19 protein-coding genes are annotated in these 21,321 nt (G+C 41.2%); 6 read left to right on the top strand and 13 right to left on the bottom strand.

Features of this window, described 5'->3' with window-relative positions:
• Positions 1-8: 8 nt before the first annotated feature.
• The 4 genes from argS to ACO1XM_RS06115 form a co-directional block, all read right to left on the bottom strand.
• On the bottom strand, positions 9-1,796 hold the full coding sequence (gene argS / locus ACO1XM_RS06130; protein ID WP_486226918.1) for an arginine--tRNA ligase: 1,788 nt from the start codon (positions 1,794-1,796) through the stop codon (positions 9-11).
• Positions 1,797-1,944: 148 nt separating this feature from the next.
• Positions 1,945-2,322: a GxxExxY protein gene (locus ACO1XM_RS06125; RefSeq protein ID WP_486226916.1), complete on the bottom strand. Its 378-nt coding sequence runs from the start codon at positions 2,320-2,322 to the stop codon at positions 1,945-1,947.
• A 38-nt stretch (positions 2,323-2,360) separates the two neighbouring features.
• Positions 2,361-3,338: a deoxyhypusine synthase family protein gene (locus tag ACO1XM_RS06120; RefSeq protein ID WP_486226914.1), complete on the bottom strand. Its 978-nt coding sequence runs from the start codon at positions 3,336-3,338 to the stop codon at positions 2,361-2,363.
• 55 nt (positions 3,339-3,393) lie between these two features.
• Positions 3,394-3,798, bottom strand: a complete 405-nt coding sequence (locus ACO1XM_RS06115; RefSeq protein ID WP_486226912.1) for a DUF3052 domain-containing protein — start codon at positions 3,796-3,798, stop codon at positions 3,394-3,396.
• 229 nt (positions 3,799-4,027) lie between these two features.
• Here ACO1XM_RS06115 and ACO1XM_RS06110 point away from each other — a divergent pair, with 229 nt between their 5' ends.
• The gene (locus ACO1XM_RS06110) at positions 4,028-5,050 is read left to right on the top strand and encodes a threonine aldolase family protein (protein ID WP_486226910.1); all 1,023 of its coding nucleotides are present in this window, start codon (positions 4,028-4,030) and stop codon (positions 5,048-5,050) included.
• On the opposite strand, the gene ACO1XM_RS06105 is transcribed toward ACO1XM_RS06110, so the two are convergent.
• The 8 genes from ACO1XM_RS06105 to rocF all read right to left on the bottom strand — a co-directional run bounded on the left by ACO1XM_RS06105 (position 5,047) and on the right by rocF (position 12,038).
• On the bottom strand, positions 5,047-5,397 hold the full coding sequence (locus ACO1XM_RS06105; protein WP_486226908.1) for a T9SS type A sorting domain-containing protein: 351 nt from the start codon (positions 5,395-5,397) through the stop codon (positions 5,047-5,049). The two genes, ACO1XM_RS06110 and ACO1XM_RS06105, sit on opposite strands and share 4 nt — an antisense overlap.
• Positions 5,398-5,501: 104 nt before the next feature.
• Positions 5,502-7,004: an NAD(P)H-hydrate dehydratase gene (locus tag ACO1XM_RS06100; RefSeq protein WP_486226906.1), complete on the bottom strand. Its 1,503-nt coding sequence runs from the start codon at positions 7,002-7,004 to the stop codon at positions 5,502-5,504.
• Between the two features lie 79 nt (positions 7,005-7,083).
• Positions 7,084-8,295, bottom strand: a complete 1,212-nt coding sequence (locus ACO1XM_RS06095) for an NADH-quinone oxidoreductase subunit D (protein ID WP_486226904.1) — start codon at positions 8,293-8,295, stop codon at positions 7,084-7,086.
• Positions 8,296-8,458: 163 nt separating this feature from the next.
• Positions 8,459-8,959, bottom strand: coding sequence for an NADH-quinone oxidoreductase subunit C (locus ACO1XM_RS06090; RefSeq protein ID WP_486226902.1), 501 nt, complete (start codon positions 8,957-8,959; stop codon positions 8,459-8,461).
• Positions 8,952-9,518, bottom strand: a complete 567-nt coding sequence (locus ACO1XM_RS06085; RefSeq protein WP_486226900.1) for an NADH-quinone oxidoreductase subunit B — start codon at positions 9,516-9,518, stop codon at positions 8,952-8,954. Before ACO1XM_RS06085 ends, ACO1XM_RS06090 begins: the two co-directional genes overlap by 8 nt.
• Positions 9,496-9,984 (bottom strand): NADH-quinone oxidoreductase subunit A, encoded by a 489-nt coding sequence (locus tag ACO1XM_RS06080; protein ID WP_486226898.1) that lies wholly within the window; start codon positions 9,982-9,984, stop codon positions 9,496-9,498. Before ACO1XM_RS06080 ends, ACO1XM_RS06085 begins: the two co-directional genes overlap by 23 nt.
• A gap of 45 nt (positions 9,985-10,029) precedes the next feature.
• Positions 10,030-11,004, bottom strand: a complete 975-nt coding sequence (locus tag ACO1XM_RS06075; protein ID WP_486226896.1) for a TolB family protein — start codon at positions 11,002-11,004, stop codon at positions 10,030-10,032.
• Between the two features lie 71 nt (positions 11,005-11,075).
• Positions 11,076-12,038, bottom strand: a complete 963-nt coding sequence (rocF, locus tag ACO1XM_RS06070) for an arginase (protein ID WP_486226894.1) — start codon at positions 12,036-12,038, stop codon at positions 11,076-11,078.
• Positions 12,039-12,328: 290 nt separating this feature from the next.
• Between rocF and ACO1XM_RS06065 the strand changes: the two genes are divergently transcribed.
• From ACO1XM_RS06065 to ACO1XM_RS06045, 5 genes are all read left to right on the top strand, one after another.
• The gene (locus ACO1XM_RS06065; RefSeq protein ID WP_486226892.1) at positions 12,329-13,723 is read left to right on the top strand and encodes a type III PLP-dependent enzyme domain-containing protein; all 1,395 of its coding nucleotides are present in this window, start codon (positions 12,329-12,331) and stop codon (positions 13,721-13,723) included.
• A 229-nt stretch (positions 13,724-13,952) separates the two neighbouring features.
• Positions 13,953-15,587, top strand: coding sequence for an N-acyl-D-amino-acid deacylase family protein (locus ACO1XM_RS06060; protein WP_486226889.1), 1,635 nt, complete (start codon positions 13,953-13,955; stop codon positions 15,585-15,587).
• Between the two features lie 15 nt (positions 15,588-15,602).
• Entirely contained in the window at positions 15,603-16,175 is a 573-nt protein-coding gene (locus tag ACO1XM_RS06055) for a Crp/Fnr family transcriptional regulator (RefSeq protein WP_486226888.1), read from the top strand.
• A 112-nt stretch (positions 16,176-16,287) separates the two neighbouring features.
• Complete coding sequence (locus tag ACO1XM_RS06050) at positions 16,288-16,815, top strand: YceI family protein (protein ID WP_486226886.1); 528 nt, start codon at positions 16,288-16,290, stop codon at positions 16,813-16,815.
• 300 nt (positions 16,816-17,115) lie between these two features.
• Positions 17,116-18,417: a DEAD/DEAH box helicase gene (locus ACO1XM_RS06045; protein ID WP_486226884.1), complete on the top strand. Its 1,302-nt coding sequence runs from the start codon at positions 17,116-17,118 to the stop codon at positions 18,415-18,417.
• Positions 18,418-18,427: 10 nt separating this feature from the next.
• On the opposite strand, the gene ACO1XM_RS06040 is transcribed toward ACO1XM_RS06045, so the two are convergent.
• Positions 18,428-21,319: a PD-(D/E)XK nuclease family protein gene (locus ACO1XM_RS06040; protein WP_486226882.1), complete on the bottom strand. Its 2,892-nt coding sequence runs from the start codon at positions 21,317-21,319 to the stop codon at positions 18,428-18,430.
• Positions 21,320-21,321 lie beyond the last annotated feature (2 nt).

Below are 21,321 nucleotides of genomic sequence, written 5' to 3'. Positions count from 1 at the left end.
AGAATCTCTTACATTCTTTCAGGCACCTCAATGCCAAGAATTTTCATGCTGCGCTTAATCAGGTTTGCGACTGTTTTAGAAAGTGCAATCCGGAACTGCAATTTTGAAGGATCGTTCTCGGTAAAAATGGGTATAGCCTGGTAAAATTGATTATACGTTTTAGCCAATTCATAAACATAATTGGCAATAACAGCAGGTGAATAATCTTTGGCTGCCTCTTTCAGTTTGCTTTCGAAGGCTGAAACCAACTGCACCAATGCTTTCTCACTGGTTTCTAAAGATGTTATGCTTTTCAATGATGCAACCTCCGTTTTTACAGCAAGGCTATCGGCTTTGCGTAAAATGGCCTTGATACGTGCGTGTGTATATTGAATGAAGGGGCCGGTAAAGCCTTGTAATTGTATCGACTCATTGGGATCGAAGAGCATTTTCTTCTTCGGATCCACCTTTAACAAAAAGAACTTTAAGGCACCCAGACCAATCATATTAAAAAGCGCTCCCGCTTCATCATCGCTCATGCCTTCCGTCTTGCCTAACTCAAGGGTTTGCTTCTTCGCTTCAGCCACCATCTCGTCAATCAAATCATCGGCATCCACCACTGTGCCTTCTCTGGATTTCATTTTGCCTGTTGGCAAATCGACCATGCCATACGACAAATGGTAGCAACGCTTGGCCCAATCGTAACCTAACTTTTGCAGGATCAGGAACAATACCTTGAAGTGATACTCTTGTTCATTCCCTACTGTGTAAACCTGACCGTTAATATTCGGGTAATCATGAAAACGAAGTATGGCGGTACCAATATCCTGCGTCATGTACACAGAGGTGCCATCAGAACGCAAAAGTACTTTCTGATCAAGCCCATCACCGGTAAGATCCACCCATACAGAACCATCTTCTTTTTTAAAGAAAACGCCACGCTCTAGTCCGGTAAGCACTTGTTCTTTACCCAGTAAAAAAGTGTTTGACTCATAGTATAATTTATCAAAGTCAACACCCATTTTTTTATACGTTGCATCAAAGCCTTCGTACACCCAACTGTTCATCATCTTCCAAAGCTGCAATGTTTCATCATCACGGTACTCCCATTTGCGTAGCATATCAATGGCTACTTTCATAATGGGGGCTTGCTTCTCTGCCTCTTCCTTCGCGATGCCTTTGGCTTCTAACTCTTTTACTTGTTCAGTAAGTACTTTGTTAAACTCAACGTAGTATTTTCCAACCAGGTGATCACCCTTAATACCTGAGCTCTTGGGTGTTTCACCATTGCCATAAAGTTTCCAGGCGGCCATGGATTTACAAATGTGTATACCCCGGTCGTTGATGATTTGCACCTTGTGAACTTTATATCCGCAGGCCTTATAAATCTCGGCTACACTCCAACCCAAAAAGTTATTGCGCAGATGACCCAAATGTAAGGGTTTGTTTGTGTTAGGAGAGGAGTACTCAATCATGATCTCCTGACCATTTTTAGGCAGTTGACCGAGATTAGCCTGCGAGAATAGAGAAGTAAATACCTCCACCCACACACTGTCTTTTAAACTGAGGTTCAGGAAACCCTTCACAACATTGTAAGTAGCAACTAACTGGCTATTGGCAACTAAGTATTCGCCAAGAGCTTTAGCCGTTTCTTCAGGATTTTTCTTCGATATTTTGGTTAAAGCAAAACACACCAGTGTATGCGAACCTTCAAACTCGGCATTAGTAGGTTGTACCTGAAACTGGTCTGTGTCTACACCAAAAACAGCCTGAATGGCTTGTTGGATTTCGGTGCGTAGTGTAATGTCTAAGTTCATTTAATTTAACCGCAGAGAACGATGAAACTCGCGGAGTTAGTTTCTGTTTCTTATTTATTTAAACCGCAAAGAACGCTAAGGTTCGCAGAGTTAGAGTGTTTACTTTTCTTTTAAGATCTAACCGCAGAGAACGCTAAGGTTCGCAGAGTTACAATCTGTTTACTATTCTTTTTATTCCATCTTTTAAAAGAACTTCATTAAAATTCATTAAAAGACCTAGTTTACAATTTGATAGTTTAAGATATGTTAGAACTTGTGCAAGGTGTATATCATCTAATTCCTTAACTGATTTCACTTCAACAATTACCTTGTTCTCTACAATTAAATCCACTCTATAACCACAATCTAATTTTACTTCCTTATAGTGCAAAGGGAGGCCTTTCTGCTTTTCTACCACCAACCCGCTCTGAATCAGCTCATAATAGAGGCATTCTTCATATGAAGATTCCAACAATCCAGGCCCTAGCTCTTTATGCACCAGAATTCCGCAACCAATTACCTTCTCAGAAATTTGATTTTCAGTCATAGCACTTTGCGAACCTCTGCGCTCTTTGCGGTTAGCTATTACATGTCAAGTATATAAGCAAACATCAACGGAGCTACAATGGTTGCGTCACTCTCTACGATATACTTTGGTGTTTCTATGCTGAGTTTACCCCAGGTTATTTTTTCGTTAGGCACAGCACCTGAATAAGAACCGTAACTTGTTGTACTATCGCTGATCTGGCAGAAATAGCTCCAAAAAGGAACACCATCACGCTCCAGATCCTGATGTAACATAGGCACTACACAAATCGGGAAGTCACCAGCAATACCACCGCCAATCTGGAAAAATCCAATACCATCTGTACCGGCATTGTTGGTATACCAGTCAGCTAACCACACCATGTATTCAATTCCAGACTTCATAGTAGAAGCCTTTAACTCACCAGTGAGCACATAAGAAGCAAAGATGTTACCCATGGTTGAGTCTTCCCAGCCGGGTACAACCATTGGCATATTTTTTTCTGCTGCGGCAATCATCCATGAATTCTTAGGATCGATTTCGTAATACTGTTTTAAATCTCCACTATTGATCATGCGGAACATGAATTCGTGTGGAAACAAACGTTCACCTTTATCTTCTGCATCTTTCCAAACCTTAAACAAATGCGCCTGCAATCTTCTGAACGCTTCCTCTTCAGGAATGCAGGTATCTGTAACACGGTTCAGGTGGTTGCCCAATAGTTCCCACTCCTGTTCTGGCGTAAGGTCGCGGTAATTAGGAATGCGTTTGTAGTGGCTGTGTGCCACCAGATTCATGATATCTTCTTCCAGGTTGGCACCGGTACATGAAATGATATGCACTTTATCCTGGCGAATCATTTCGGCAAAACTGATACCCAACTCAGCGGTACTCATGGCACCCGCTAAAGTCACCATCATTTTTTTGCCTTCGGCAATGTGTTTTTTATATCCTTTGGCAGCATCAACCAAAGCTGCTGCATTAAAATGCAGGTAGTTTTTTTCAATGAATGCAGAAATCGGTCTGTTCTGGCTCATGGCGCGTGTTTTTTCTTAATTAAGGTGCGAAAATACGCAATTGAGCGGGATTTTCTTATCGATCTTTTAATCGGAAAACAAACTTAAGCCCTGACCAGACTTCACTCACCGCACAGACTTTTACATCTACCAGTCCGTTTTGAAGGCCAAAGTCCCTGATTACATTCTCATCTAAGTCTGTTGGCACCTTACTGGCTTTTTTAGGCCACGAAATCCACAGCATTGCATCAGGTTTTAAATGTGTTTTTGCTTTAAGAAATGCAGTTTTAAAATCCTTTTGATCAGTAACAAAGAGGTGAATAAAATCCAGTTGCCCTGACAATGTAGTTTTAGCAGAGATTTCATCCGGTAAAGGTATAAGCCATTCAAAATAGTTGTCAGGTGCTTTGCTGATATAAATTGAATGCCCCGCTTTCAAGCCCAATTTTTTTACCAAAGGAGTTGATGAATAACCTGCCATTTTGATATAATGCCTTCTTATTGTGTAATCTTAAATTTACGATTTTAAGTGAGTTAGCATTATAGATATGGTCTTGCCCTTGAAAAAATAGGTAAGACAGATAGCCCCAGATCCCTGCACATAAGGTTTCTGTTTAGAAAAAAATTATTTAAATATATCAACCGCAAATAAAATTCGTTGCGGTAAAGCCGACCAAAATAATAAACTTGAGCGCACAATAACGACTTCTATGAGAGCCTTTGCCAGCGATAATTATTCAGGTATACATACGGAAATTTTAAAAGCAATTGAAACAGCTAATCAAGACCATGTAGGCTCTTATGGCAATGACCCTTTTACACAAGAAGCGACAGCAAAATTTAAACAGCATTTTGGTGAAAACATCGAAGTGTTTTTTGTTTACAATGGCACAGGGGCTAACGTATTAGGCTTAAGCGCCATGACTAAAAGCTTTAATTCCATTATTGCACCAGAACTGGCACACATTAATGTTGATGAATCAACGGCTCCTGAAAAATTTCTGGGCTGTAAAATTATTGGTGTGCCTGCTCCCCATGGCAAGCTTACACCGACTGCTGTTGAAGAAAGGATTATTCGTGTTCAGGATCAGCACCATCCTCAAGCCAAGGTAATTTCCATCTCGCAGTCTACAGAATATGGAACTGTTTATACCATTGAAGAGATTAAGGAATTGTCAGCACTTGCAAAAAAACACAAGATGTATTTGCATATGGATGGCTCAAGAATTGCCAATGCAGCGGTGAGTTTAGGTACAGACTTTAAAAGTTTTACTCGCGATGCAGGCATAGATGTACTTTCTTTTGGTGGTACTAAAAATGGTATGATGATCGGGGAAGCGGTTGTTTTCTTTAACACTTCGCTTGCAGCAGATTTTTCATATCAGCGTAAACAGGGTATGCAGCTGCACTCTAAAATGCGTTTTATCAGTGCACAGTTCAATGCCTTATTAAGCAATGATCTCTGGAAAAGAAATGCGACTCATGCAAACAATATGGCTAAACTATTAGCTTCGAAGTTGAGTACAATACCTTCTGTTAAAATCACACAGTCCGTAGATGCCAATGGCGTGTTCGCTATTTTACCACCTGCCATAATTGAAAAAGTACAGGAAGCTATTTTCTTTTATGTGTGGAATGAGAAAACAAATGAATGCAGGTTTATGTGTTCATTTAACACAACTGAAGAAGATGTGAATACTTTAGTGGATGCTGTAAAAAAATACAGTGCTTAGCGTTTCAGGAATTTGTAAGTGCCTTTGAAGTTTGAGGCCTCATCGTATAAAGCCAGAAGGTAATACCCGGTATTGTAATCTTTTACACGAAGTCTGAATTCATCGTCACCAACAAAATCAATCTCGGTTTGTATCTCATTACCGATAATGTTACGAACAGCGATTTGGAGATTACCCACTTTAACGCCTTCTAACTTAACATGTAGAAATTCCTGAGCAGGGTTGGGGAAAAGCTGAATTTTAGCTTGGGGATCTTGTTGGCCAAAGGTAGCCTCAAAGCCTGACTGTGCTTTTGCGGCAATCGCAAAAGAAAAAATGAGCAGTAGTATAAGATTCAGGCGTTTCATACGTTAACTATACGCAAAAATGTATCCAAAAGTTTTTAATCCAAAGACGAATTATCGTCTATTAGATGTAGTTGAACGCCATAAAGTTTAATCTGACCCCAAAATTACCTTAAATCGTGGTAGGCCTGGGGTATAAAATCTATAATATCCGAAGCGATCAGGGATGTTTCGCCTACTTTTCGGGCAGCCAGATCGCCTGCCAAACCGTGCAAAAAGACTCCAAAAATGGCCGCATCCAGCGGTTTATAGCCTTGCGCCAATAAACTTGTTATCATTCCTGTCAGTACATCACCACTGCCAGCGCTAGCCATACCTGGATTTCCGGTGGAGTTAAAATAAACTTTGCCATCGGGAGCGGAGATACTGGTGTGCCCACCTTTTAGCACAACGATACCCCCTATCTGTTTTGAAAAATTCCTTTGCTTTTCCAATCTGTCAAAGTCGTTTGCCCAATCACCCACCAGGCGCCTGAACTCACCTGGATGCGGAGTAAGGATAGATTGAGGAGGCAGCAAAAGTAAAAGTGAAGGATGGCTTGCCAGTAAAGTGATGGCATCAGCATCTATAACCAGAGGCTTTTTGGATTGCTGCAACAGTTTTTCGAAAGCGCGTTTGGTTTCGTTATGAAGACCTATACCAGGCCCAACACCAACAGCATCCATATCTTCACACGATGGCGTTGTGGCAAAGTGATGTTCATGCTCATCAACACTTGCCATACTTTCAGGTGCGCTGGTTTGTATAATAGTCAGTCCGGCAGCAGGCACATGGGCGGTTAGCAAGCCTAAGCCTGCCCGCATGGCGGCACGTGCTGCCAATACAGCGGCACCCATCTTACCATAACTTCCGGCAATCAATAAAGCCTTACCATTATTTCCTTTATGGTCGAACTTATTCCTCGGTCTTAGCAGTGCTTTACAATCTTTTCTCTCCAGCAATAAATAATTTGTATCTGAGGCTTCAATAAATTTTTTATCGAGTCCAATACGCACAGCTTGCCAGTTGCCTACGTAGTGAAAATTTTCAGGTAAGAGAAAAGCCAGTTTGGGTAATTGAAAAGTGAGTGTAAAATCTGCTTTAAAAATTGTACCGATGGATGGTTTATCGATTTGTAAACCAGAGGGAACATCAACCGCTATTTTATAAGCCGATGCTTCATTCATTTTTTTGATGACCGCTTCTTGTAAACCCTCAACTTTTCTTGATAAACCAGTGCCGAACAAAGCATCAATTAAAACATGGCAATCTTCAAAAGCGGACGATGCCAATTCTTCTGCATTGCTGATTTCATGTACCAGATGATTTACAGTAATACGTTTAAAGTTTGCTGCAAAATCAGTGCTCTCTTTTGTTTGCCCTCTTACAATCCAGATTTTTACTTTATAGTTATACGCTAAGAGTAGCCGCGCAATGACTAAACCATCACCACCATTATTGCCGGTGCCGCAAACTATTCCGACTGTTTCAGTTACATCAACCTGTCTGCAAAACCAGGAAACAAAAGCTTGTGCTGCACGCTCCATTAAATCAATAGAGGCAATAGGCTCATGCTGGATGGTATGTGCATCTAAAGCCCTGATTTGTTCAGCTGTGAGAATTTTAAGCATATTTTTATAGCCGCTAGCTTCGAGCTACTTGCTACTAGCTCATAATGAAACCCTAACTAATTTATTTACCAATATAAGTTTAGCGATCTACTTCTCCCATGACTACATCCAGAGAGCCTACTATCGCAATTAAATCTGCAATGAGCACACCGCGTGTTATCTCCGGCAATACAGACAGATTTACAAAACTTGCGCCCCTGGCTTTACAGCGGAAAGGCACGTCACTTCTTCCATCTGCTCTGAAGAAAAATCCTAACTCCCCTTTCGGGTTTTCTGCGCGCACATATAAGTCTTGCGCCTGCGGCCGTATTTTCTTCGGAACTAAAGCCTGCGGATCAAAGTCTTTCGTGCGCTTGTGCTCTTTGGTGAGTTTCTCCAAGCATTGCTCGATAATCTTTACCGATTCATACACTTCCTGCATCCTCACCCAGGTACGATCCCAACAATCACCCAAGGTTCCCATTTTGCCTTCTCCTATCGGGATATCAAAATCAATTTCAGGATAAACAGAGTAGGCATCTACCCTGCGCAAATCAAAACGCAAACCAGAGCCACGCAACATGGGGCCGGTTATGCCATAGTTAATAGCCAAGTCGCGAGGCAACACACCAATGTTGGCGGTGCGTTGAATAAAAATTTTATTATCAATCAGGATACTATCAAGCTCTTTTAGCTTTGGTTTCAGATAGGTAACAAACTCTTTGCAACGATCTTCAAAACCTACGGGTAAATCGTAGAAGAGACCACCTACCCACATGTAGTTATACAGTAAACGCGAACCACTGGCCCATTCAAGTAAGCGCAGAATATGTTCGCGATCGCGCATCACCCAAAAGAAAGGCGTGAAAGCACCAATGTCCATACCATAAGTACCAATGGCAATAAAGTGCGAGGCAATGCGGTTGAGTTCTGCCATCAGCACCCTGATGTATTCAATGCGTTTGGGGATTTGTTCAGTAATGCCCAGCATGCGCTCTACGCCCATTACATAAGCATGTTCAGAATTCATGGAGGCCACATAATCCATGCGGTCTACAAAAGGAATAATCTGGTTGTAAGGAAGATTCTCTGCATGCTTTTCAAAGCAGCGATGTAAGTAGCCAATATGCGGAACAACTTCTTTAATCACCTCACCATCCGACAATACTTCCAAACGCAACACACCGTGTGTTGATGGGTGTTGTGGACCAAGGTTGATGATCATCTCCTCAGAACGCAGTTCTCCTTCATTGAACTTTCCCGGCTCAGAGGTGAGAAGATTTTGGGCAGTATCTGTTTTTTTAAGATTCAAAATTCAAGATTCGAAATTCAAAATTAACAATGGACAATTATAGTTTGGATTTTGTTGTTTTAATGGATGCCGTGACAATACGAATTAATTGATTAAAATTTTGAAACACTATGTATTTTAACAATTCCTATTTTATAATTCGTCATCTTAAATCGCAAATTTATTATTCATTGTTATTATTCCTTTCCTCATATTTAACAGTCACCCCTTTATATTCTTCCTGTGTCTGATAGTCTTTGCGTAGCGGATAGCCCTCCCAGTCGGCAGGCATGAGTATCCTTCTTAAATCGGGGTGACCTTTAAAAACTATGCCGTACATATCAAAGGCTTCACGCTCTTGCCAATCGGCTGTGCGCCAAACTGAAATGACAGAATCTATTTCAGGTTTTTCTCTTGGTAAGATTACCTTCAACATTAAATGATGGTTAAAAGGAATGGAATAGAGATTGTAAATCACTTCCATGGTGTTAGCTTCTTTACCGTTATCCAGACCAGTTATGCAGGAGAGCATATCGAAATAGCATGAAGGATGTTTGTGCAGTGTTTCACAAACAACTAAAACCTTATCACTACTGATTTCTATAGAAAAAGGTGTATTCGTTTTATTGATAAGCGGAGTTTGCCCTACCAAAGGTGTGAGCACATCAACTAATGTATCATCCATGCTGTTTATTGTTTAGCTGATCTGCAATCAAACTCTCCTTACTTATCTTCTCTCGCAGTTGCATAATACCGCCAATCAGGGCTTCTGGCCTAGGGGGACATCCAGGTACATACACATCGACCGGTATAATTTTGTCAACACCCTTCACTACATGGTAGCCGTGTTGCCAATAAGGGCCTCCACAATTTGAACAAGAGCCCATGGAAATGACGTAGCGTGGTTCCGCCATCTGTTCGTATAAGCGCTTGATGCGATCTGCCATTTTAAAAACAACTGTACCAGCAATGATCATCACATCGGCTTGCCTGGGTGAGGAACGTGGAGCCATACCAAAGCGATCCATGTCGTAAGGGGTGGTGCCGGTACTCATAAATTCTATGGCACAACAAGCCAAACCGAAAGTCATGGGGAACATGGATGACAGTCGCGACCAGTTCAGCAAGTCATCAAGCTTGGTAATGATCACGCCTGCATTGCCAATCGATTCTTTGTAAATCGGAACCTCATCGCCAACTGCTTTCGCGAATTGATCAAAGTTATTTGGTTTTATATCGCTCATTGAATTGCTCGTATAATTGTGGTGGCACGGGCGACTTTACATCGCTTACCTGTGCCTTATCGCCTGTCCAGTTAAAATAACCCTTTGCCCAGGCATAAGCCAGGCCAACTACTAATACCAACACAAAGGTTACTACCTCAAACAAAGTAAACCAGGCCCATGTTCCGTTGCTTACTTCCATTAATGTTTTGTCAGTAAAAACACTTGCCCAGGGGAAAAGAAAAATCAACTCTACTTCAAAGAGCAGAAACAAAATAGCTACTACATAAAAGCGAATATTGAACTGTGGCCAGGCGGATGAAACGGCTTGTTCGCCACTTTCGTAACTGGAGAGTTTCTCTGCATTCGGGCGATGCGGACGCAACAGTTTGGAAACCAGAAAGGTCACTGATAAAAAAGCTATACCGCCAATAATAAATAGCAGCACAGCGGAAAATTCTGACAGATAAGAATTACTTGTATTCACGTCTTCAAATATAGGGAAGGTAAGCCTGCCCTGCTAATCTTTAACCTATTGAAGTACCTCCACAAATACGGGAGCCTGCTCGTACTGCCAGCTGTCAGTGAGCTGCGTAATTTCTTTGGTTTTCCAATTCATCAGGTAAACATCTACAAGACCTTGTGAGTAGTCGGCCATACCAAAAGTCAGCCATTTACCATCAGTACTCCAGCTATGCCAGTCTTCTTCAAGGCCAGTCGTATTTTCTATCAGCTTCCAGGTTTCGCCTCCTTCGGGTTTGATGGCAAACAAACAGTACTTACCATCTCTGAAAGATTGATACGAGATGAAATTTTCTGTTGGATGCCATTTGGGTGGCCCTGCATGGTAAACAAACCACTCAGCGCTTGTGTCTGATTCAGGAAAGAATGTAAGCTGTCTTTTGCCGGTGCCATCAGCAGACATTAACCATAATTCAGATTTTTCATTTTTGAAGTTGCGTTTTTGCTGACGATGGCGAAATACAATTTGTTTACCATCTGGCGAAAAGGCGGGGTCACTAAAAGAAGATGCTGTGTCTTGTATAAATGGCGCGTAGATACCTGTTTCGGTATCGATCAGAAACAACTGCTGCCTTATCTCTTTACCAACACGCCCGGAAACAATCATTTCTCTACCATCATTCCGGGTGTTATGCCAGGAGTCCTCCAGTCGTAAATCCGATATTTTTTTGACATTGTTTCCATCCATATCCATGCTGTACAAAAAATACATGCGATGTGTAGTGTCGCGATCTGAAACAAAGTAGATTTTATCTTTATAGGTATAGTACACCCAATCAACTCCGGGAGAATTAGAAATATTTTTCTTGTCAGTACCATCCATGTTCATGACAAACACTTCATAGTCGTCATTCAGGGTGTCGTAATAGACATTGTAGGCAATTTTATATTGGATTTCCTTTTTGCCTGAACAGGCAAAAAATAGACAAGCTGCCAATAGCAGTAATAAGTATCCCAAAAAAGTTGATTGAATCTGATACTTCATAAGGAAAGGGATTGTCTAGCTAAGATAATGATTTTGTCACCATCTTTAAACTGAATCCCTGACCCCAATGCCTACTCAGCCATTACCGGCCTTGCCATAATTGCTTTGGCAGTTGCCTCCATAATTTCGAAAGCACCCTCGGCCATACGGTTTTCTGTGTCGAGTGTGGGATTTACTTCCACAATCTCCCAGGCACAAACTTTAGGGCTCTTAGCCAATTCCTCATTCAAGACTTTGGCTTCGTCTACGGTAAGTCCGTTAGGCACAGGCGTTCCGGTTCCTGTAGAGATACGGCTATCCATACTATCCACATCAAAGGAAATATAGATATAATCACAATGGTCGAGCATTTGTAAGGCTCTTTCTGCAATCTTAACCGGACCGAGTTTCTTTACATCTTCGGTCTCAATAAAACTCATGTTGTGCTTATTGATCAGGTAGTTTTCAGGCTTTTCAAAATCGCGCACAGAGATAAACACGATGTCTTCTGCGTAAATCTTTGGCCCGGCAACCCCTACATTTTTCAACTGTTCCCAATACTCGATAGTTTCTCCTTTAGGATCATTCACCTTGCACTCCAAATTATCGAAACCACAAGCCATGGCCAATGGCATACCGTGCATGTTGCCGGATGGTGTGGTGTAAGGTGAGTGTAAATCTGCGTGGGCATCAATCCAGATAACCCCGATACGCTTTTTAGGATACGTTTTCTTAATACCTGCAATGGTTCCGTAAGCAGTAGAGTGGTCACCAGCCATAATGATGGGGAAAAACTCATCAAACAACTGCTCATACACTTCCAGGCAAACACGCTCTTCCATGATCATCACACCATCAATAAATTTGGCATGTGCGTGCTCGGCACCATCGTAAAGCATTTCGTTTACGTTTTCTACCTCAATAGAATCGTACTGCTTAAAAAAATCAGATTTTAAATCAAGGCTGGCAATTTTCATAGCTTCCACACCAAGACTGGCGCCACGTGTACCCGCACCAATCTCTGATTTCACCTCTATGATCTTTATCTCTTTCACAAAAAATAGAATTAATAGTAATTGAATAGTTAATAAACCGCTGGATAGAAAAAATTACAAAACAGACCCCGCGACCTTAATAGTCGGGCAGTGCATATAGCCCCGTATAGGGTGGCACTGAAAATTGGCTGCTGTAAGGGTTTACCATAATTAGTTAGACCTTGCAAAGATGGCAATTTTATGTGATTTTTGCACTCTTTCCCAATTCGAAGGATGGTTTATAGGCTAATGTGCTGATTCTCATCAACGAAATGGCCCTTTTTCACCATAACTATCGATCCATACCATAAATGAAGAGCTACCGCGACCTGATTGAGCAGACTTTTGAGTTTCCACAAAAGGAGTTTAAAGTCCGTGATCATGAATTGCTGTTTAACGATGTGCCTTTAATGGACATCGTAAAACAATACGGCACCCCGCTAAAGCTTACCTACCTGCCGAGAATCAGCGAAAACATCCGCTATGTGCAGGCTACTTTTCAAAACGCCATAGAAAAAACGAAATACAACGGGTCCTATACCTACTGTTATTGCACTAAATCGTCACACTTTTCTTTTGTGATGGAGGAGGCGTTGAAGAATAAGAATGTGCACATGGAGACGTCTTCTTCCTTCGACATTCCGATTGTTCGCTCTTTGTATAACAAAGGAAAGGTAACAAAAGACACTTATGTGCTTTGCAATGGCTTTAAGCGCCCTTTGTACATGCAGTACATTACCGAATTGTTAAATGACGGCTTCCATAACTGCATTCCTATTCTTGATAATTTGTACGAGATGGATCACTATGAAGCTGGTGTTAACGTTCCGTATAAAGTAGGCATCAGGGTGGCTGCTGATGAAGAACCCAATTTCGAATTCTATACCTCACGTTTAGGTATTCGTTACAGTGATATTAACAGCTATTATAAAGAGAAAATTGAAAAGAGTGATAAAGCGCAATTGAAGCTTCTTCACTTCTTCATTAATACAGGTATTAAAGACACTGCCTACTATTGGAGTGAGTTAAGCCGTTTTGTATTTAAGTATTGTGAATTAAAAAAGATTTGTCCTACGCTTGATTCAATTGACATTGGTGGCGGATTTCCTATCAAGACATCACTCACTTTCCAGTACGATTACAAATACATGATCGAACAGATCGTGGAGAACATCAAATGGATTTGTGATAAGAATAATGTGCCTGTTCCGCACATCTATACAGAATTCGGTAGCTATACCGTTGGCGAAAGTGGCGCAGTTTTGTACCAGATCATCAATGAAAAGCTGCAGAACGACAAAGAGCTTTGGTACATGATTGATGGTTCTTTCATTACACATTTACCAGATGCCTGGGGATTGAGCCAGAAGTACATTTTACTGGCATTAAATAAGTGGGATGATCCATATCATAAAGTAAACTTGGGCGGTTTGACTTGTGACAGTCAGGATTATTACAATTCAGAGGCACACACAGGCGAGGTATTCTTACCCATGCGTAATGATGAAGAGCAGTTATATGTAGGCTTCTTCCACACTGGTGCTTATCAGGAGTCGCTGGGTGGATATGGTGGCATACAGCATTGCCTTATACCTGCACCTAAACATGTGCTGATTGACCGCAATGAAGATGGAGAGATCACAACAACCTTGTTTGCTGATGAACAAAGCAGCGAGAGTATGATGAAGTTATTGGGGTACGCTTGATTAGCTGCTAGCTATGAGCTACTAGCGGTGTGAGAACAATTAGTCGTTCCATTTTGACATTGACTCTCGAAATAAGATCCAGTAAGATTTTGTCTTACTGGATTTTTTATGATCAAAGTGGCTGAGTGTTTAATTGAAACCTTTCACTTATTGTACTTAACTTTTTCAGTCTTCTAATTTTTCGAAACAACTTCAGAAAACAATTAGCATTTTTTCGTAACATGGTGGTATGAAACCGTGGCTATTTTTCTTCAGTCTTTTGCTAACACTGAGCTCTTGCGCAGAACAGCAAGTATATGATGTTATTATCAGGCACGGACAAGTGTATGATGGCAGCGGTATTGCTGCACAGCAAACCGATATTGGTATTATTAAAGATACCATTGCTTTTATGGGGGATCTCTCTTCTGCCAAAGGCAAAAAAGAAATTGACGCAAAAAATTTAGCTGTCAGTCCTGGATTTATCAATATGCTGAGTTGGGGTGATAGAAGTCTTTTGATGGATGGGCGTTCGCTATCTGATCTTAAACAAGGCGTTACCTTAGAAATTTTTGGCGAGGGGTGGTCGCCCGGCCCAGTAAAACGAAATTTGAAAGAACCGGTCGACAGTCTTTGGACAACGCTGGATGGCTACCTCCAATGGCTCACCAAAAAAGGTGTGACGCCAAATGTAGCCTCATTTATTGGCCACACCACCGTGCGTAATTATGTCATGCAATATGAAAATCGCCCAGCAACAAAGGAGGAGCTGGAAAAGATGAAAGCCTTGGTGCGTGAAGCGATGGAAGAGGGTGCACTTGGTCTGGGCACTTCACTCATTTATGCCCCAGCCAACTATGCCCCTACCGAAGAATTAATTGAACTGGCTAAAGTTGCCTCAGCCTATAAAGGCATTTACATCACTCACATGCGAAGTGAAAGTGACTTTATTTTAGATGCACTCAACGAAACGTTGCGCATTGCACGTGAAGCCAATATACCGGCTGAGATCTACCATTTAAAAATTAACCACGAGCGCAATTGGAATAAGATTGATACTGTGCTCGCCAAAATTGACAGCGCACAAAAAGCAGGATTAAAAATTACTTCCAATATGTATCCATACGCAGCCAGTAATACTTCATTACTGGCACGACTCCCTACCTGGGTTCAAGAAGGTGGGGCAAAAGAAATGCGTAAGAAACTTCGCAATCCTGTCATCCGGGCAAAAGTACTCGCTGAGATGCGTAAAGGTATTCCTTCAAAAAATGCGGATGCCAAAGATGTAATGGTACTTGGGTTCAGATTGGATTCTTTAAATGATTTATACAGAGGTAAACGACTGGATGAAGTAGCCCGCATCCATGGCAAGGATGCCGATGAAGCTTTACTCGACCTATTGTTGATTGATAAATCACCGGCAGCAGGTGTGTATTTTTTAATTTCTGAAAACAACATGAAGCGCATGTTACAATTGCCTTATGTCACTTTTGGTTCTGATGGTGCTTCTTTGAATCAGGTGACAGGTTTTAAGGATTTTGGCATGGTGCACCCGCGCACTTATGGAACCTTTGCACGTGTGCTCGGTAAATACACCAGACAAGAAAAATTATTTACCTTGGAAGAAGCCATCCACCGCATGACAGGATTACCTGCCACCCGTTTAAATTTATACAAAAGAGGTTTTCTGAAAGTGGGTCATTATGCTGACATCACCATTTTTAATTCTGATACAATAGAGGATAAAGCGACTTATGAAGATCCTCACAGATATGCCGTTGGTGTAGAATATGTTTTTATAAACGGCCAGCAAGTACTTGATCGTGGAGAACATACTGGCATTTACCCTGGCCGCATAGTATATGGTGTCGGAAAGAAAAAATAATTGTTAATTCGCTTCATGAGTATCCTTCAAGCAATAGAAAAACACATAACGCTTTCAAAAGAAGAAGGGAATTATTTCTTATCGCTGCTTCAATCGCATGTACTCAAGCAGGGTGAGTTCATTGAAAAAGCAGGAAAAGTTACCGAAGATTTTATTTATGTAAAGAGTGGTTGTTTGATGACTTACTACACCAATGATCAGGCACAAGAGCATGTGATACAATTTGCCATGCCCAATTGGTGGACAGGAGATTTAAACAGCTTTACCAGACAGGTCATTTCTGCGTACTCAACCCGTGCATTGGCTGATAGTGAAGTATTGCTTATTAAAAAGAAAGACCTGGATGATTTACTGGAGCGCTTTCCTGCTTTTGAAAAATATTTTCGCATCATCTTTCAAAACTCACTTATTACACATCAAAACAGGATAGTGCAAAATATTGCCGCTACGGCAGAAGAGCGCTATCTCGATTTTCAGAAAAAATACCCAAGCCTGGAACAATATGTTCCGCTGAAGTACATAGCCTCTTATTTAGGCATTACCCCTGAATTTTTAAGTAAAATCAGGCGGAGACTGATGGAACGCTAGTTTCTTAATCTAGTTCAAGATATCTCTGGTGCATCTTAATCCAGTTCAAGTGCCGGAGGGAATGCTGTACGCGATCTTTGTGTTGTAATTGAAACAAATAAAAAAGATCGATATGGCTACTACAAAATGGGGCATTGACCCAACACACACAGAAGTACAGTTTAAAGTGAAACATCTTGTTATTGCAACAGTAACAGGTTTCTTTAAAAAATTCAGCGGAAGCATTGAAAGTGCTACTGATGATTTTGATGGTGCTACAGCAAGCTTTAGCCTTGATGTAAACAGCATCGATACTAATCAGGCGGACCGCGATGCACACTTGAAGTCTCCTGATTTCTTTGCTGCTGACCAGTACCCTACCGTTGATTTCAAAGGCACTATCAAGAAAGTATCAGGCAGTGATTACAAATTAACAGGTGACTTGACCATGCGTGGCACAACTAAAGCAGTTGAATTGTCTGCTGAGTTTGGTGGCATTATGGTTGATCCTTGGGGAAATACAAAAGCAGGTTTTGAGATTAACGGTAAAGTAAACCGTAAAGATTTTGGGTTGAATTGGAGCGCGGTAACAGAAGCAGGTGGCGTAGTGGTAAGTGATGAGGTGAAGCTTCATTTGAATGTTGAGTTAGCTAAAGGTTAATTCATTATTCCTTAGTTTACCTAAAGCCCTTCGCAATGCGGAGGGCTTTTTTGTTGCCCTGCCTTTGCCGCAACGGCTACGTGCAGGCAGGCTCACCTCAATCCTCTCCAAAGGAGAGGATGACCAAATTGACCTCACTAAACGACCCTACATCCTAAAACACAAGAATCCAATTTAAATACCTATCTTTGTACCGTCAGCAAGCATAATCGTACAATAAAATTCAAACTCATTTTTTTGGCTGACTTCTAAAGAGGCATCATTAAAATTTATACAGCGCCTCGTGTAACAAAATAATACATGTCATTTTCATCATTACAGTTAATAGAACCCATCGCGAAAGCGTTACAAGCAGAAGGTTATACTAAACCAACCCCCATTCAGGAGAAAGCCATTCCCGTTCTTTTAGAAAGAAAAGATCTATTGGGTTGCGCCCAAACAGGAACGGGTAAAACAGCAGCTTTTGCTATTCCTATTCTTCAGTTATTACATCAGGACGAACTTTATAAAAAAGGACCTGCAGGCATTAAGGCCCTGATTTTAACACCCACAAGAGAGCTGGCCATCCAGATTGGCGATAGTTTTTCTGCCTATGGTAAATTCCTTCGCATCAAACACACGGTTATTTTCGGTGGCGTATCTCAAAAAGCACAAACCGATGCCCTGCGCGGAGGTGTTGATATTTTGATTGCGACACCCGGCCGTTTATTGGATTTGATTAACCAACGTTTTGTTAAGTTAGATCAACTCAAAATGTTTGTATTGGATGAAGCGGACCGCATGCTTGACATGGGTTTTATTCATGATGTTAAAAAAGTAATTGCTAAGATTCCTGCCAAGCGTCAAACACTTTTCTTTTCAGCCACCATGCCTAAAGAAATTGCTGAGTTGGCCAACACGATTTTAACCAATCCGGTAAGGGTTGAAGTGGCTCCGGTGTCTTCTACAGCCAATACCATTACACAATCACTTTACCTGGTTGATAAAAAAGATAAACGCAAATTATTGCAACACGTATTGACTGAGCTTTCTATTAAGCGTGCCCTTGTCTTTACGCGTACCAAACACGGAGCTGATAAGGTTGTAAAAGAACTAAATCAGGCCGGTGTGAGTGCTGAAGCTATTCACGGTAACAAATCACAAAATGCAAGACAAAGAGCGCTTACTAATTTTAAAGCCTCTACCATTCGTGTTTTAGTAGCTACCGATATAGCAGCGCGTGGTATTGATGTCGATGATTTAACACACGTAATCAACTACGAAATACCCAATATTCCTGAAACGTATGTACATAGAATTGGCAGAACAGGAAGAGCAGGTGCCAGCGGTATCTCTATTTCTTTTTGTGATGCTGAGGAGCAAGAATTTATTACTGACATTCAAAAACTGATTGGCAAGCCTATTCCCATGGCTGCGTCAAACCCTTACGCTATGGTTCGGGATGGATTTACTTCGCGTGCACCAAAGCCACAACGACAAAGCCCTAAGAAAACAAGTCGCAACGGAGAGCAAAGATCGAATCGTCCTAAAACCGGAGAAGCCAAAAAAAAGAAATGGTTCGGAGCGAAGAAAACAAATAGTAATTTTAAAAAGAGCACTTAGTGCTCTTTTTTTATTTCCTGTAGCATAATGATTTATAATCGCAATACTTACAGTTATCCAGGTTCTTCGTCTGCTCAAAAGAGATAGTCGGATCAAAAAGCTCGTTCAACATCCCCTTCAAGTGGCTCTTAAAGTCAGGCATCAGGGGTTGCGCATTTTGCACAAGTTCTTTTTGCATGTGTAAGCCAAATTGAAATGACCTATCAAATAGGTTCTTACGATTGATTAATCCGGGCACCACTTTTACTGAATTTCCTTCCGGTAAAGATTCAGTATATAAGAGTGCGTATAGTAAAGTTTGAAAAGCAGCTTTATTGCGTTTGCCTTCTCTGTCAAATAAACTTTCAATGGTATTAAAAGTCAGTTCATCACGGCCTGTTTTATAATCAACAATCCTAACCACATCTTCCTTTCTATCAATCCTGTCGATAATACCCGTAATGCTGATCGTATGTGGCGCATGATCAATCTGAGCAGTATACACAAGACCTTCGCGCTCCAATGCTTCTATGTGAAAAGGTGCATAGGCTTTATCCAGCTCCAAAATCCTTTCGGCAAAACGTTTTACAATTTCGCGTACCACCAGACGCTGACCTTTATACACAACTTCTTTTTTATGGCTTAAGCTATAGGCCTCCCTGAACACATCATCAATAATGGTTAAGAGTTCAGCTTCATACTTTTCAAAGTCTTTAGCCTCTACTGTGTTTGATTTCTTCTTTTGCTGCAAGCGCACATAAAAGCGCTCCACCACTTTATGCAGAAAATCTCCTAACACCCTGTTGTCTAAATCTTCCTCAATCTCATCGGCCACTTTAATACCGGCTACGTATCGAAAGTAAAACCTCAATTGACATTCGATGTAAGCATTTAAAGCAGAAGGCGACAACCCTATGCGTTTACCCTGAGGCATGGTAAGTCTGATCAGTTGCTGCATGATTTCTTCATTCTTATGAATGAGAATTTCCTGCCAGGGTTTGGGTTGAATGGTGTTGTGTAAAACCTGCTCTTGTATGGTAAGTCCCGATTCAAAGATGAGTTGCTGTAAGTAACGACTCATTTCTCCCTGACCCAATACATCTGTTTCCGTATTATAAAAAAGATTAACGGACTCCGCCCTTTGTATGGCCCTGTAAAAAAGATAAGCATACATAGCGTCCTGGTGTGCTGCAGTCGGTAATCCGTAGGCCTTTCTGACGTTATGCGGAATGTAAGAACCTTTACTGTTTCCCGAAGGCAGAGAACCTTCGTTAAGCGATAAGATCATGACATGCTTATAATCAAGGTTACGCGTTTCCAATACACCCATAATCTGTAAGCCTTCCAAAGGCTCTCCGGCAAAAGGAATGCGTTCGGCTCTTACCAGTTGGGCAAATAAGCGCTGGAAAGATTTTAATGCTTTCTTTCTGTTTTCATGCATCAATAAATCATTACCTATGATCAGTTGCAGACGATTGATAAAAGAGTAGTAATGAAAAGCATATTCTTTATCTAGATCACTGATGGTTGCACTAGACCCAACAGCTTCTATAATCTGCTGAAAGTAGGGCAGGATATTTTTTGCATCAACCTCTACAAAAATTTGTTTACAGATTGGCGGCAGTTCATTGAGTCGTTCAACAGGAATGGCAACCAGATTATCTTTTATTAAAGTTTTTCTGAACGTATTGGTTTGGTCATTCGTAATCGCCACTAAGTAAGGATGCTGTAAAAGTGCCATCACGGGGCGAAAGTGAAAGGCTTCAGTTTCCAGACTAAGTTGTAAGTCAAAAAGCAGTTCAACAAAATTATACATGGGAGAACTCGATAAAGGAAAGCCCATGGTAATATTCAACTTGCCAGCTTCTTCCGGTATGCTATTCAATACTGGCAAAAGCATTTTTTCATCCGGCAATACAATGAGAGTTTCTTCCGCTCTCCAGCCCTTTTGTAAATTTTCTTTGAGCAACTGCGCCATCACTTTTACCTGACCAATAGGTTGCGCGGCACCGATAACCTGTATTGTTGTTTTATTGGTAATCTTCTCCTGAATACCTGCATGAAACTGATCCGGAAATGTTTTACCAAGTACAGTGTGCTTTTTGTATTCTCTGAAAAATGTGCCAGCCTCTTGGGCATTATTGTTCACATAGTAAGCATCTGCATCCCAGAAAACTTTTGCATTGCAGTGTTCTACAAAATGTGTGAGCACTTTTTCTTCCGCGAGTGTGAGTGCATTAAAGCCTGCAAAAATCAGATCCCGCGCTTTCATTTTCTCCTGCATGTCAGAAACCTCATTGCGCATAAAGGCTTCAGCCACCTTTCGGTGTACCAAACCCTGGTACGCGAAGCCCTGGCTTAAGAGTTGTTCTGAAAAATTAGTGTAGACTGATTCTAACGATCTCCATATACGCAAAAATTGCTCTTTATTGGCAGAAGGATGCTCATCGAAATTTCCCCAGAACTCTTTTAAAAAGTTAACCTGCTCTTCACTTAAAAATTCAAAAATGGTTTCAATCTCCTTTTGGTTACTCAAATCCACAAAAAGCTGAGAAGCTTCCACCATGTATTTGTCTACCTCCTCAAAATCGCGAAGCAGCATTTCACCCCAGAAATAGAAGTCACTAAAGGATTGAAGCTTGTCCTGCCCAACTCCTCCCTCCTCGCGCATCACGTTTGTATAAACCAGATGGAGGTCTTTGATCAGTTTCAACTTATCAGGAATTTGATAAGGAGAGAAGCGCGCTATAAATTCTTCGATGGTCAACATCTCAGGGGCAAAGCCTGGTTGTTGCAATAAATCCGTCAGGTGTTTTCGGAAATAGAGAATCGCTCTTCGGTTCGGGAAGACCAGCGTCACCCTATCAAGCACTTTATGGTGAGCTTGTACATGTTCCGCTAAGTCTTGTAAAAAAGCCTTCATTT

It is taken from the genome of Chryseotalea sp., assembly GCF_057350905.1.
Note: the sequence above shows the minus strand (reverse complement) of the source record. Positions and strands in the feature narration are given on the sequence as shown.